Source organism: Thermogemmatispora carboxidivorans (assembly GCF_000702505.1).
GTDB classification, from domain to species: Bacteria; Chloroflexota; Ktedonobacteria; order Ktedonobacterales; family Ktedonobacteraceae; genus Thermogemmatispora; species Thermogemmatispora carboxidivorans.
Genome location: NZ_JNIM01000001.1, coordinates 4,305,412 through 4,318,608, shown reverse-complemented (window position 1 = coordinate 4,318,608; position 13,197 = coordinate 4,305,412). Strand labels below are relative to the sequence as shown.

Annotated in this window: 15 protein-coding genes; 10 read left to right on the top strand and 5 right to left on the bottom strand. The window is 64.6% G+C overall.

The features are described 5' to 3' along the window. Nucleotides 1–66 precede the first annotated feature (66 nt). The 9 genes from N688_RS22965 (at nt 67) to N688_RS16935 (ending at nt 8,334) form a co-directional block, all read left to right on the top strand. Nucleotides 67–555, top strand: a complete 489-nt coding sequence (locus N688_RS22965) for a hypothetical protein (protein ID WP_052890392.1) — start codon at nt 67–69, stop codon at nt 553–555. Further along, a complete protein-coding gene (locus tag N688_RS22960) occupies nt 540–1,067 on the top strand; it encodes a fumarylacetoacetate hydrolase family protein (protein ID WP_238321123.1) in 528 nt (175 codons plus the stop codon). Before N688_RS22965 ends, N688_RS22960 begins: the two co-directional genes overlap by 16 nt. A 360-nt stretch (nt 1,068–1,427) precedes the next feature. Continuing rightward, nucleotides 1,428–2,351: a GntR family transcriptional regulator YhfZ gene (gene yhfZ, locus N688_RS16965; protein ID WP_052890390.1), complete on the top strand. Its 924-nt coding sequence runs from the start codon at nt 1,428–1,430 to the stop codon at nt 2,349–2,351. Between the two features lie 91 nt (nt 2,352–2,442). Then, nucleotides 2,443–2,829 (top strand): hypothetical protein, encoded by a 387-nt coding sequence (locus N688_RS16960; RefSeq protein WP_052890389.1) that lies wholly within the window; start codon nt 2,443–2,445, stop codon nt 2,827–2,829. A gap of 178 nt (nt 2,830–3,007) precedes the next feature. Continuing rightward, a complete protein-coding gene (locus tag N688_RS16955; RefSeq protein ID WP_052890388.1) occupies nt 3,008–3,379 on the top strand; it encodes a DUF2620 family protein in 372 nt (123 codons plus the stop codon). A 200-nt stretch (nt 3,380–3,579) separates the two neighbouring features. Beyond that, a complete protein-coding gene (locus N688_RS16950) occupies nt 3,580–4,971 on the top strand; it encodes a YhfT family protein (RefSeq protein WP_052890387.1) in 1,392 nt (463 codons plus the stop codon). Nucleotides 4,972–5,089: 118 nt separating this feature from the next. Beyond that, on the top strand, nt 5,090–6,046 hold the full coding sequence (locus N688_RS16945) for a phosphotriesterase family protein (protein ID WP_052890386.1): 957 nt from the start codon (nt 5,090–5,092) through the stop codon (nt 6,044–6,046). A gap of 4 nt (nt 6,047–6,050) precedes the next feature. Continuing rightward, nucleotides 6,051–7,169: an aminotransferase class V-fold PLP-dependent enzyme gene (locus N688_RS16940; protein WP_052890385.1), complete on the top strand. Its 1,119-nt coding sequence runs from the start codon at nt 6,051–6,053 to the stop codon at nt 7,167–7,169. Between the two features lie 4 nt (nt 7,170–7,173). Further along, a complete protein-coding gene (locus N688_RS16935) occupies nt 7,174–8,334 on the top strand; it encodes an alanine racemase (RefSeq protein ID WP_052890384.1) in 1,161 nt (386 codons plus the stop codon). A 157-nt stretch (nt 8,335–8,491) separates the two neighbouring features. On the opposite strand, the gene N688_RS16930 is transcribed toward N688_RS16935, so the two are convergent. Both N688_RS16930 and N688_RS16925 read right to left on the bottom strand, forming a co-directional pair. Further along, a complete protein-coding gene (locus tag N688_RS16930) occupies nt 8,492–9,202 on the bottom strand; it encodes a siderophore-interacting protein (protein WP_052890383.1) in 711 nt (236 codons plus the stop codon). A gap of 302 nt (nt 9,203–9,504) precedes the next feature. Then, nucleotides 9,505–10,758 (bottom strand): helix-turn-helix domain-containing protein, encoded by a 1,254-nt coding sequence (locus N688_RS16925; RefSeq protein ID WP_052890382.1) that lies wholly within the window; start codon nt 10,756–10,758, stop codon nt 9,505–9,507. Nucleotides 10,759–11,025: 267 nt separating this feature from the next. On the opposite strand from N688_RS16925, the gene N688_RS16920 reads away from it, so the two are divergent. Then, complete coding sequence (locus tag N688_RS16920; RefSeq protein ID WP_052890381.1) at nt 11,026–11,349, top strand: hypothetical protein; 324 nt, start codon at nt 11,026–11,028, stop codon at nt 11,347–11,349. Nucleotides 11,350–11,536: 187 nt separating this feature from the next. On the opposite strand, the gene N688_RS16915 is transcribed toward N688_RS16920, so the two are convergent. Genes N688_RS16915 through N688_RS16905 form a run of 3 tightly spaced genes read right to left on the bottom strand, consistent with a single transcriptional unit; the run spans nt 11,537 to nt 13,139 of the window. Next, nucleotides 11,537–12,082 (bottom strand): hypothetical protein, encoded by a 546-nt coding sequence (locus tag N688_RS16915; protein WP_052890380.1) that lies wholly within the window; start codon nt 12,080–12,082, stop codon nt 11,537–11,539. Beyond that, nucleotides 12,079–12,945 carry a class I SAM-dependent methyltransferase gene (locus N688_RS16910; protein ID WP_052890379.1) on the bottom strand — a complete coding sequence of 289 codons (867 nt, stop codon included), beginning with the start codon at nt 12,943–12,945 and terminating at the stop codon, nt 12,079–12,081. Before N688_RS16910 ends, N688_RS16915 begins: the two co-directional genes overlap by 4 nt. Beyond that, on the bottom strand, nt 12,942–13,139 hold the full coding sequence (locus N688_RS16905; protein WP_052890378.1) for a hypothetical protein: 198 nt from the start codon (nt 13,137–13,139) through the stop codon (nt 12,942–12,944). Before N688_RS16905 ends, N688_RS16910 begins: the two co-directional genes overlap by 4 nt. Nucleotides 13,140–13,197: the final 58 nt, after the last annotated feature.

Below are 13,197 nucleotides of genomic sequence, written 5' to 3'. Positions count from 1 at the left end.
TCGGATACAGGCGATCGATGTGAAACATTCAACAGGAAGAGAGAGACAGAGAGGAGAGAGGTCGCTGTGAAATTTGCTCGTATTGCTGTCACTGGTGTTGATGGAGAAGAGGCGCGTCTGGTCGTTGTGCAGCCGGAGGCCCAGCGCGTCGTCGATCTGGCCACGGCCTGGCGCCTGCGCCTCGAACAGCGGGGAGCGACGCGCGAAGCGGCGCGCCGACTGGCCACGGCCCTCTTCCCGGCCAGCATGAGCGCTGCCATCGCCCTGGGCGAGGCCTTTCGTGAGGCGGCTGCCGAGGCGAGCGCCGCCCCGGCGGAGGAAGCCGTGCACCCGCTGGCAAGCGTACGCTGGCTGCCCCCTCTTGATCCGCCAACCATCCGCGATTTTACGGCCTTTGAGCAACACGTCCGCAATATGGCAGCTCGCCAGGGCGGCAGTGTCTTTCCCGAGTTTTATCAGCGGCCACCCTACTTTAAGATCAACCCTCTGACCATTGTGGCCCCGAGGCCGAGGTCCCCTGGCCGCACTATACCCGTCATCTGGACTACGAGCTAGAGATAGGTCTGGTCATCGGCAGACAGGGACGCAATGTCTCGCCGGGGGAGGCCCTGGACCTCCTCTTCGGCGTGACCATCCTCAACGACTTCAGCGCGCGTGATGTCCAGGGACCGGAGATGAGCAGCGGCTTTGGCCCGGCCAAGGGCAAGGACTTCGCGACGGCGCTCGGCCCCTGGATTGCAACCTGCGATGAACTTGATCTGCATACTTTGACGATGGTGGCGCGCGTCGATGGAGAAGAGTGGTCGCGCGGCTCAACCGCTAGCCTGACCTGGAAGATTGAGGAGCTGGTGGCCTACGCCGCCTGCGGTGAGACCCTCTGGCCCGGCGAGCTGCTCGGCTCAGGCACCGTCGGAACTGGGAGCGGCGCCGAGCATGGGCGCTCCCTGCAACCAGGGGCCGTGGTCGAACTAGAGATTAGCGGCCTGGGCGTGCTGCGCAATCGCATCGGCCAGCCCGAGCCGCCCGGCTGGCTACCGGAGCCACGCCGCTCCTCCACTGCGCGCTAAAGCCCAGGCCCGACCAACATACAGCGGGCGCCTGTTCTCTCCCGAAGCAGACGGGAAGGTCGCGGGCTGACGGCTCTGCTTCTGCCCCTACCTCTGCATTCGCCGCCGGTCAGTGCATTCTGCGTTCCGTCCCGACCGCGCTGCCTGCGGCGAGCCGTCCCCAACACCCACGGCCTTCCCCTTTTCCCTGACTTCCCAGTGCTCTCCTCCCTCATGCGCCGCTCTGCTTCTCCTTCTCCTGTCCTTTCTCTGACCGGCGATGAGCGGCTTGACAAGGTGCTCGCTGGTCGGTTATACTCTATCCAGTATTCTGGATATTGAGCGGATAAGGTGAGCAGAGCGAAAGAGAGCGCCAGCGCGATGGCCCTGTCGGACACCGAAGACTTTCTCTCCCAGACAGGCAAAGTGACCATTGGCTTAGCGCGTCTGCTGTTAGGCTATCGTCAAGGCGAGCGGCTGCCGCGTATGGTCGATGTAGCGCGTCGGCTGCGCTCGGGAAACGGCACGGTCCAGGAAGCCTTCAGCTATCTGACGCGAGCGGGGGCCATTGTTGTAGCCGCGCATGGTGCTCAAGGCTCCGTCCTGGAGCAGGTCAACTACCCGCTGCTCTGGCGCTATGCTGGCAACGAATGGATCATTGGCTCGATGCCCTTGCCCTACACGCTGCGCTACGAAGGGCTGGCCACGGCCCTCTACGATCGGCTGGAGGTCTCGGGCCTGCCGTTCAACATGACCTATCAGCGCGGCTCACGCTCGCGGGCCGAGATGGTGCGCCAGGGGCACTACCACTACGCCGTCATGTCGCTGCTGGCCGCCGAGCATCTGGTGGAGCGCTATCCCGAGCTGGCCATTGTCACCAGCTTGCCCCCTGGTTCCTACGTCAGCGAGCACATCCTCATCAGCCGCCTACCGCGCGAGCAGATCCGCCGCGTTGGCGTTGATCAGACCTCCCTCGATGAGATCCTGCTCACTGCCGAGGAGTTCCGCGGGCGCCAGGACTGGGAGAGCGTCCCGGCCACGCGCCTGCAGGTTCTCGATTTGCTGCGCGAAGGGCAGTTTGATGCCATCATCTGGAACCGCGAGGGAGTGGGCAGCCTGCCCCCCGCTCTGCAGCTCCTGCCACTGCAGGGCGCGGCGCACCTGCGTACCCTGGCTACGCAGGCTGCCATTGTCGCTCTGCGCGAAGCCCCCGTCTACCAGGTACTCGCCAGCATCTTCGTGCCCGAGGAGATCACCACTGCTCAGCAGGAAGTGATCGATCAGCGACGCCTGCCCCGCTACTGAGCGGCTATGACTGGCTGACAGGCCGCCGGCGCTGCAGGGAAGGGAGCTGCAGCGGCCCTATCCTGTGGTTTGATCGAAGAAGGAGCAGGAGATGGAGCAAGATCTTGAGCAGCGCCTGACCATCTTTGAGCGTGAGGGCCTGGCCGCTCCGGCGATCGTCGCCTTTGTGCGCCAGATTCTGGGCTGGCTGGAGCAAGCAGCGCAGTGCCCCGGCGACGAAGAGCACATGGGGCCGCTGGCCAGTCACCTGCTGCTGGCCCTGGAGCGGGTACGACGCGGCGAAGATCTCGGCTCAGCCTGGAGTCCGCTCGTGCACGAGGAGGCCAGCGCCCTCACGGTCTTGCCCCACCTGCAGGACTGGGCCGGGCAGATTCGCGCCCAGGCCCTCCAACAGCTTAGGCTGAGCCTGCCCGCCGAGGAAGAGGACTTTCTCCTGCTCCATCTCGGGGCTTTGGTGCTCCGCGGTCAGGAGTCATAAAACAGGCAGGAGCTGCAGGCCAGGTCGCTGCTGGCAGAAGAGGTCACCAAGGGAGGTGAAGAGCGCAATCCATCATTGGCAAATGACTCAGTCGATCAATGACATGACCGGACGACAGTAAAGCCTGGCACGGGCCTGCCTGTCAGGCTGCCATCAGAGAGGCAGGAGGTGCGCAACAATGGCAACCATCTACATCGGCGGCGTTGGCAAGGCCGATCTCAAGCGCCTGCTGGAACAGCGCCGCGATCCCACGCTCACCGTTGTTGTCAGCAACGATCTGGAAGCCGGTCAGCTCCTCAAGCGTCGCAGCGATGCCTACTACATCGGCACCTGCCACACTGGGGCTGGTGGCTCGCTGGGGGCCCTGATGGCCTTCCTTGGGCGGCAGCGCTGCCACACCTTTGGAAGGCAGGCGCGGGTCAGCGTCGAGGAGGTGCAGAAGCTGCTCGCGTCAGGTATTCGCGCCTTTGGCGTCTCTGTCGACCAGATCACTACCGTTGTCCCCGTGTTGGTCGAGGCCATCCAGAGTTACCAGCCTCCCCGCTCGTAGCTCCGCAGCGCCCAGTCTCCAATCTCGGCCAGCACTGACAGCGATCAAGCGAACGCAGCAAGCCAAGCGCCAGCGGCAGCGGCTTGCTCCCCGAAGCGCAGATAGAAGACGACGCCGCGCCAGGTCGCGCCTGTGCTCTCTGGTCCTGGCACTGGGTCTAGGGCGCGGGCAAGCGGACGTCGTGAAAGGAAAGGATCGCTATGAGTCTGCATCTGACGCCCCTGGTCATTATCTTCACCATTCTGGCAACGGCCTTTGCCGCCCTCCTCTCGCAGATGGCCCTGGCCGTCTTCAACGACGGTGTCCGGCCCTTCCTGCTCGACTTTTATCGTGGCGAGCTGGCGCGTCCGCAGATGACGGCCATCGCCTTCGGTCTCTCGGCGGGCTTCATCTTTGGCCTGGGTGTGCCCGTGGCCTTCTCCTCTGGTGTGCTCAATCCCTGGGTTCTCTTTCTGCCGTCGGACATCCTTGGCATTCTCTCGCCGCGCAAGTGGATTGCTCCTATCCTGGGTGCGGCCTGGGGGGCGGTCGTCGTCTTCGGCCTCAGCGCTGCTACCACTGCTGCCAACAGTCTGCCGGTGAACTTCCTGACGGCCATGCAGCAGATGTCGACGCCTATCCTCTATCTCTTCTCCTTCTTCCCGGCGGTGGCTGTGACGATGCAATTTGGGCGCCTGCGGGGCATCATCACCTTTGTGGTGAGCATCTTTGTGATGCTGATCACGATGAAGTGGCTGTCCTCGGTTTTCCCTGGGGCCACCACGATGGCGATTGGCGTCATTCTGCTGGTAGCCTTCGCCGTGGCTGAAGAGGTGACGCGCGCGCGCAGCGAGCGGCTCAAGGCCCAGGCGGTTCAAGTTGCCCCGGCGGGAGCGGCGAGCGAGCCGGCTGAGGGGGACGATCCGCCGGCTGCGGCCAGTGCAGTGGCGAGCGTCGCTGAGGCCGATGATGAGACCTCCTCGATCTTTGCCGCCAATGCGGCGCGCCTGCGTCGTCATGCTCCCTATTTTATGATCATGGGCCTCCTGCTCGGAGTGCTGGTGAATACGCATATGTTCGCTGGCGGCGAAGCGACCAGCTACATCATCGCCAAAGGTCAGTTTGCCAACGCTGCTCAGATCGACTTTTATCGCGCCCTTGGTTTCATTCCTCTGATTGTGACAACGGCGGTAGCCTCTGGGGCCTTCCAGATCGTGGGTTTCACCTTGATCTACCCGGTGGCCTATCTGCTGCCCAACCCGATTCTGGCGGCCATTGCCGGGGCTTTGCTCTTCGGCATCGAGGTCTTCATCTTGAGCTATATCGCCAGGGGCATCGCGGCCCTGCATACGATCCGCGATGCTTCCGATAACATTCGCAACGCTATCAATCTGACGCTGGAGGTGGCCATTCTCTTCGGCTCGCTGGCGGCGGGCAATGCGATGGCCGGCGGCCTGGGGATTGCGATTGTGGGTGGCCTCTATGCCCTCAACGAAGTTCTTGGGCGACCGGTGGTGCGCATGGCAGCTGGCCCGGTTGGTGTGATTATCGCCGGCGTAGCTCTGAACCTGCTGGCCTACGCCCAGCTCTTTACGCCGATCCCGATCAAGTAGGGCCGGATTCCGTTGGCCTGTTTGCCCAGGTTTCTGGCCTGGCTGGTTCCCGTGCCGCCTGGCCGGGGCCTGGGCGCTGGAGTCTGGTCATCTCTCTGGAAAGGAGCAGTCATTGTCTGTGGCCAGTGCCTCTGCGGGAGTGCCTGAGCGGCTGCTGGTGCCGACGGCTGCCGGGGTGCAGCCGCTGGCCGATGGCCTCGTGTATGCCCATGAGCATCTTTGGCTCGATCTGACCACGCCCGAGGACCCAGAAGGCAAGCTGGACCGTCTGGATTTGATTGCCGAGGAGCTGAGCGAGCTGAAGCGGCTGGGGGTGGCCGCACTGATCGAGCAGACCTGTCGTGGGATGGGGCGTGACGTCGGGCGCCTGCGTCAGTTGCAACTCATCAGTGGCCTGCAGATCATTCCCAGTACTGGCTTCTATCATCGGCGTTTTCATCCGCCGGAGCTGGCGCGCCTGAGTGTGGAGGCGATCGCGGCCCTGCTGGAGGAGGAGCTGCGGGTCGGTCTTGACGGCACCGGGGTGCGTCCGCTGGTGCTGGGCGAGATCGGTGGCTCGGGGAGTGTGCTCCATCCTGACGAAGAGAAAGTTCTGCGGGCCGTGGCGCGTGTTGCCGGGCGGTGGCCGGTGGTGGTGGCTACGCATGCCCATCTTGGTCAGGGAGGGTTGCGCCAGCTCCAGATCTTGAGTGAGGAGGGGCTGACGCCGGAGCGCATCCTGATCGGTCATCTCGATCTGGCGCCCTCGCTGGAGGACGTGCTCGCCGTAGCGCGTCGGGGGGCCTACATCGGCTTCGATACTGTTGGCAAGGAGCGCTACGCCCCCGATGAGCGGCGCCTGGCCTGGATTGTGGCCCTCTGCCAGGCAGGGTTGGCCGGGCGCCTGCTGCTCTCCTGCGATATCTCGCGCAACAGCTATCTGCGCCGCCTCGGTGGGCAGGGCTATGCCTATCTCGTGCGCGACTTTCTGCCGCGCTTGCAGGCGGCGGGTCTGCCGGCGGCCACCATCGAGGCTCTGCTGGTGCGGAATCCGCGGTGCTTTCTGGCTGCTGCCCTGGGAAGGAGGGAGGTGTAAGGGTATGAGTATGGTGCATGTGGGGGCGCGTCTGCCGCCCTTGACGCTGGAGGAAGCGCGGCGCCTGCAGTTTCGTCTGATTGAGACGCTGCGCCGCCATTTCCCCGGCCAGGAGTGGCTGACGCGGGGCGAGCTGGGGGTAGGCGTCGACGGCGAGGGCAGCCGCTTCACGCGCCGCGTCGAGCAGGTGCTGGCGACCTTCTTCGGCAGCGAAGAGGCTGTACTGGTAACTGGAGCGGGCACGGGAGCCATTCGCGCGGCCCTCTTTGCCCTCTTGCCGCCCCTCAGTCGTCTGCTCGTACACGATGCTCCACTCTATGCCACCACGGCGGTCACCTTTCGCGCCGCCGGCTACGTGGCGGTGCCCGTCGATCTCCACGATCTGGGGCGCCTGCGCCAGATCCTCAGCAGCGAGGGGCTGCAGGCTGTCTATCTCCAGCACGCGCGCCAGCGCCCGGACGATCACTATGATCTGGGGGCGGTCATTGCCGAGGTGCGGACTGTCAGGCCGGAGCTGCCGATTGTGGTCGACGACAACTATGCCGTTGCCAACACGCCCCGTGTCGGCGTCGAGCTGGGAGCGGACGTCAGTGCCTTCTCGGCCTACAAGCTGCTTGGGCCAGAGGGGATCGGGGTCGTGCTCTGCTCGCAGCAGCTAGCGCGGGCGATTCGGGCCGATCTGTATTCGGGTGGCAGCCGCGTGCAGGGGTTTCAGGCTCAGGAGGTCTTGATGGGGCTGGCCCTGGCCTTTGTGGCCAATGCGCTGACCCAGGAGAGCGCTGACGCGGTGGTGGAGCGCCTGCGCACCGCGCCGCCGCCGGCCTGTGCCCGTCACATTGTTGAGGCGCACGTTGCCAGTCTGCAGTCGCCGGTAGTGCTGGTACGCCTGCGCCAGCCCGTAGCGGAGCGGGTTGTGGCACGGGCTGCGGCCTGTGGGGCGGCGCCTTTCCCGGTTGGGGCGATGGCCCGCTATGAGCTGGTGCCCCTCTTTTACCGCGTCTCGGGCACCATGAGCGCCAGCCTGGGGACCGAGGAAGCGCAGCATTGGCTGCGCATCAATCCCATGCGAGCCGGTCCCGAGACCGTGCTTGCCATTTTGGAAGAGGCACTGAGCGAGGTATGACCGTATGTTTCTCGACGCTGTGCGCCGGCGCAATCCCGGGCTGCTGCGCTTTGCAGCCCAGCTGCATCGCAGCGGCGTGATCCCGCCCAATACCTTTGTCTTCGACCGCGGCGCCGTGCGGCGCAATGCGGAGCGCCTGGCGGAGCGGGCGGCGGCCCTGGGGCTGGATCTCTACTACATGGCCAAGCAGATTGCCTACGATGCTCAGCTGGTGGCGGCGATCCGCTCTTGTATTCCAGGGGCGGTAGCGGTCGACTGGATGGGGGCCGAGGCGCTGCTGGCTCAGGGGGCGAAGGTGCAGCATGTGGGGCATCTGGTGCCGATACCTGCGCGCCTGGTGCCGGCCCTGATGGCGCAGGCCCGGCCCGAGGTCTGGACACTGCTCGATCTGGAGGCGGCGGAGGCAGTGAACAGAGCGGCGCTGGCTTTAGGGCGGGTGCAGTCGGTGCTCTTGCGCATCAACGGTGGCGACTTCTTTCCCGGTCAGGAGGGCGGTTTCGCGCCAGAGGAAGTGCTGGCGGCGGCGACGACGATCGCTCGCTTGCCTGGCCTGCGCCTGAGCGGCGTCACGAGCTATCCCTGTTTTACCTGGGACGAGGAGGCGACCCGCTATCGCCCAACGGCGAATCTGGAGGCCCTGGTGACCTCGGCGGAGCGGCTGCGGGCCGCCGGCTTTTCGATCGAGCAGATCAATGCGCCAGGTAATACCTCGCTGAGCGTACTGCCGCTGCTGGCACAGTACGGGGCCAGCCACGGCGAGCCGGGCCATGCTCTGACCGGCACGACGCCCGAGCAGAGTCTTGGTAGTAGCGAGGAAGAGCCGGCGGTAGTCTATGTCAGCGAGGTCTCGGCCCAGCTTTCTGGGGGGCAGGCCCTGGCCTATGGCGGCGGACTCTATGCCCGCGCTCACGCCCGCCAGGCCCTGGTCGGAACTGGCCCCGAGGAGCTGGAAGAGAGTGCTCCGGTGACGGTGCGCTTTCCTCCGCCACAGTTTATCGATTATCAGTGCTTGTTAGAGCCGCCGCGCGGGCGCCATCTGCCGACCGGGGCGACGGTGCTGATGGCCTTCCGCTTCCAGCTGTTTGTCTTGCGCAGCTACCGGGCCGTGGTCGAGCAGGACGGAGAGGGGACGTGGCGCCTGCTGACCTTGACGCCGCCATTCTGACTGCCGACCTCTTCACTGACTGGTTGCTGAGGGAGAAAGGACGAAGAGCGCGACGCCCACGAGACGGTGAGCGCCGCGCTCTTCAGCTGCAGAGTAAGGGGCTCCCAGACTGAGGTGATGGTAGGGTGTCTGCTTGCTGGCCTGGTCTCCCCTCCTCCTATAGACCGCGCTTGCCATCCGCCCAGTACGGTTTCGTTTTGATGCCCTGCCGTTCGAGGTGGTAGCGCTGCATCAGGACCTGACGGATGGCTTGAATGCTCTGGGCATGTCCGACCAGATAGCATGTCCGTTGATCCAGAGCGATGGGGGCTTGCTCAAGCCAGCGGATGTGCGCGCTCCCTGGTTGGCCTTCGAGGCGTGGGATAATGGTGAGCTGAGGAAATAAGGTCATGATATCCGAATGTTCGGATGAAGAGACTTCAATGACCGACTGGAAAGCGCCTGCCTGTGGTTGGGAGGCCTGTAAGGCCAGGCCAAGGCCGAGGGCGGTTTCGTCGCCGAGGAAGAGTGCAGGCAGACGCAGCGGGATGAAGGGGGCGCCATTGGCTGGACCCGCCAGAGGGACTGGCTGACCGACGCGGAGCTGCTCCACCCAGCGGCTACCAGGCCCTCGCTGGTTCAAATAGAAAATGATCTCCATCTCCCCCTGCTCCTGGCGGTAGCTGATCGGCGTATAGTGTCGATAGTCACGCTCCCCGACTCGTATTTTGACTTCCTGGCCCGGCTCCCAAGTGCGCCGCTGCAGGGCTTCCCCCTCGAGACGAACGAGGCGCAGGCGTGAAGTCAAGACTTCCACCGAGGAGACGGTGAGCGTTGCCAGGGTGAAGCGTTCAAAGCTTTTCGATAGCCACGACGATAGTTCTGGCATGGGCTTCCTTCCACCTGCCTGGCTCGCGTAGCGGCAGCGACAGGGTCCGTGGACTCCACTGGCTACCAGCTCGCTGTATATTAGGTAATGCTAATATCCTACTGAACTACTAGGATATTAGCATTACCTAATATCAGAAGTCAAGGGAGGAGGGTTGAAAGCGGGTGTGAGAGAGCGAGCGCCCCGCCTCTCTCTCGACCGCTTCGTTGCGGCGAGAGGATAGGACGGGGCGCCCCATGCGCAGAGAGCACCGCATGCAGCACCAAGGCCGGTGGTGCCGGTGGGAAGAGAGGGTCTGGCGGCTAGAACAATCCCAGCTCGACCCCCAAATGGAGGATATGGGGATTGTTGCTATCGCGCTCCTGTAAGCGCTCGTAGAGCTGTTGCACCTGTTCTCGGCCCTGGCGTGATTGCATGAAGAGCGCCAGTTTCAGGGCTTCCTTGGCGCTGTGGGCGCTGGCTTCCAGTTCATTGGCCGTCAGGTGCAGGCGTGCCTCTGTCAACGAGAAATAGAGCTGCCAGAGCACGAGGTCTGGCGTGAGGGCTTGCCAGGCCAGAACCAGTTCTTCGCGTGCCTGTTGCAGGAGCGTGCGCTCGCCCTGCTGCTCTCCGAAGGTCAGCAGGGTTTTGGCGCGCTCGTGGTGGACGCCGGCCAGGTTCAGTTTCAGGAACGAGCCGTCGTCTTCGGCGGGGCGGCGGTAGGCCAGGGCGGCAGCCTGTTCTTGCCAGCGGCGACACTGGCTGCGCAGCGGCTCGTCCTCGACGGCAAAGGGGGCGTGGGCGGCGGCGCTCACCAGGTAGATGTTGCCCCGGAGCACCGGCTGAACGCGCTCGCTGTATCGCAGCGCGCCCTCAGCGGCCCGCTTGGCCTCGATGAGGTTGCCGTACTCTAGCTGCGCTTCGGTCAGGCTCATCAGGGTGGCGCCGGCCAGCTGTGGGTCCTCTAGCTCCTCGGCCAGGCGCAGGGCCGTGGCGTAATAGTGGAGCACGCGCTGACGAGCGGCGGGGTCACTGGCTCCCTGGTCGCGCTCGATCTCGGCGGCCAGGCGGTAGTAGCGGCAGAGCAGGGCTTGCCAGGCTTCGCGATCGTGGGCTGGGGACTGCTGGACGGCCAGCTCCAGGCGGCTCAGACAGCGATTCAGACGATAGAGGTAGTTGGCGAGTGTGCCCTGACGACGGGCCTGCCAGGCCAGGGCCAGGATGTCCTCGTAGTGGTAGTAGGCGTCTTCGGCAGCCAGCTCGCTGAGCGGCTCCTGGGCTGTGGGCGTGCCGTGGGCGTCCTGGTAGCCGAGCAGGCGCCAGTCGAGGCCGAGCAGGGCCGGAGGAATGCGCAGGAGCTTGGCCAGGAAGATCCGACGCGCGGTATCGTTCAGCATGGCGATCGCCTCCCATTCTCGCACCGTGCGCCATTCGACGCCGGCGGCAATGGCCAGGTCTTGCTGCGTCCACCCACGTCGCTTGCGGTAGCAGGCGATGACCGCACCGTGATGCGGCTGGTTGTAGTCGCCGGGCGGGAAGTCGCCGTAGCGAGACCACCAGTACGAGCCAGTGATCATCTGTCTGGACCTCCTCCCTTCACTGTAAGCAGTATAACCGTAATCTTTTCAATTGAAAAGACGGTAGTTATGGTGCTCATTTCTCCAGTGACATGCTCTGGGTATTGTTAGTACGCCATTCCTGACTTATAATTGTGGAGAGTGATCGATATATGATCACTCACTAAATTATGAATTTTGGTTCAACTTCGATTGTCGGCCCTCTGGTCCGCAGTGCCCGGCGACGCTGGCCTGGGGTGTGGGCCAGAAGGCGAAGGAGAGGAGCAGATGGTGAGTGAGTGTCAGTTGAGTGCTTCTGGCGATGGCTCCGGTCCGCGTTCTGAGCGGGTGGATGCTCTCTTGCGGCAGCTGGCTGAGGAGTACGAGGCGGCGCGTCGAGGGTTGGCGCGGGCCTTGTGTGACTACAGCCGTCGGGCGCTGGTTGAGGCGCATCTGTGCGCGGTGACGGCCTATCAGGCTGAGCTGGGCCAGTTGTTGGGTGAGGCGCAGGCGCAGGCTCTGATCAAGGTGCGTCTGGAGGAGGTTGATCGGCGGCTGGCCGCTGAGGAAGGTGGAGGTACCGCGGCGCCGGGGGGCCGGCCATTGGCCTGACTGGCTGCGGCTTCTTCTGGGAGCCTGGGTCGCTGGGCTAGTCCAGGCTGGACGGGAGCCTGGGCCTGTCGTCGGTTGTCTGTTTCTCTGGCTGCTGGCGGGGATCATCTGGGTCTCCTTTCTGTCTGGTCTTGTGCTTCGTCTTTCTTGTGCTCCTGGTTGTCTGACCGCAGGCGGAGGAGGGTGCTCAATTGAGGCCCTCGCGCCGCGGGTAATAGCGTAAGGTGCGGGCAAGATGGCGGATGAGGCGCTGGCCCATGTGTAGCTCCAGGGGGAACGGCTGGAAACTGCGGCAGCGCTGCAATCGGCGCAGGGCGTTTTCGCTCAAGCCCAGCAGCCAGCGAAGCTGGCGAATCTCTGGTTCGCTGAAATAGAGCGGAGAGTTGGGGTCATGTTCCAGGGTTTCCTGAGTGCGGGTCTGCAGCAGGGTGATTCCTTGCTCCAGTTCGACCAGGATCTCTAGCATGCAGTGGTCGTCAGGGTTGAGATCGGGGAGGAGGCTTTCCAGCTCGCTGATCTGCTGGTTCTCCCGCCAGCGTTGCCAGTGGGCCTGAGCGTGTGGTGAGAGCAGCTCGCTGGCCAGGGTTTGGAGGTCTTCGAGGGTGCGCCCGGCCAGCACCCACTCTAACAGTCCTGGTACGGGGAATGGTTGCGAGTTGGCCAGGATGGGGTGAGTGGAGCGACGGCGGCGCCTGGCTGACTGGCGCTCCTTCTTGTGCTTGTGGCGGCTCATGGCTTGCACCCCCAGACGGTCAGAAGGCCGCAGTGTGTGCCGTGGTGCTCCCATTCGGCGGGCAGGGCGGCCAGGGTCTCCTTTACCTGAGAAAGGGGGACCTGGTTGACGCTGGCCAGGGCGGGGGCGACGCTCTCCAGGGAGGCGAGCAGATCCTGACGGAAGAGGGGGGCGCCATGTGCTTTGCCCGCGAGGGGGGCTTGACAGTGGCGTACGACCGGGTCGAGGCCGAGGCTGCGCAGCCAGTCGGGGAGCTGGAGGGAGGCGGCCATGTGCAGACCGCGCCGGGCGGCCAGGGCTTCGAACCAGGTGCGGACCTGGGCATGGCGTGGGCCTTCGTGGAAGACTTCGTTGGTGGCTTCAACGAGTTCGAGCCAGCCGCCGGGGCGGGTGACGCGCAGCAGGTCGGCGAGGACGCCGGGCCAGGCGGTGAGGGGGATGGCGGCGGCGAGGAGGCGCTGATGGACGTAGTCGAAGGAGGCGTCAGGGAAGGGGAGGCCGCTGAGGAGGTCGGCCTGAATGGATTGGCAGCGTGGGGGCAGGGGAGTACGCAGGAGGGAGAGGTCTTTGTCGAGGGCGATGAGCCGGGCCTGGCGCCAGTGCCGGGCGGCCTCGCGCAGCCAGATGCCGGTACCGCTGCCGACGTCGAGGATGGCCTGCGGGTGCTGGACAGGGGCGAGGAAGTGGGTGCCGAGCAGTTGGCGCAGGGCGAAGTGTTGCAGGTCGAGGCGGTCCTGTTCCTGGCGGGAGCGAGGCAGGACATAGGGATCGTCTGGCCCGCTGGGAGCCAGGGAGCCGGTGGCGGCCTGGGCGGTCTGGCTGGCTGGGAAGCCGAGCAGACGGGTAAGCCAGTGGCGAATCATGCGCGCTCCTCCTCTTCTGTGGTCTGGTGGGAGAGCAGGCGACGTAACTGGGCAGCCCACTGCAAGCGCGATAGGCGCGGCAGGACAATGGGCTGCGGCGCGGTGAGGCAGAGATCACGCAGGCGACAGCGCGCGCAAGGACGCACGAGCTGCCCGGGCGCTCGGTAGGAAACAGGTTGGGGTGCGGTGGCCATTGTCTCTTTTTCCTCCTTTCTTATCCGATCGGCGGAAATACAGGTTGTTTCTGTGGTC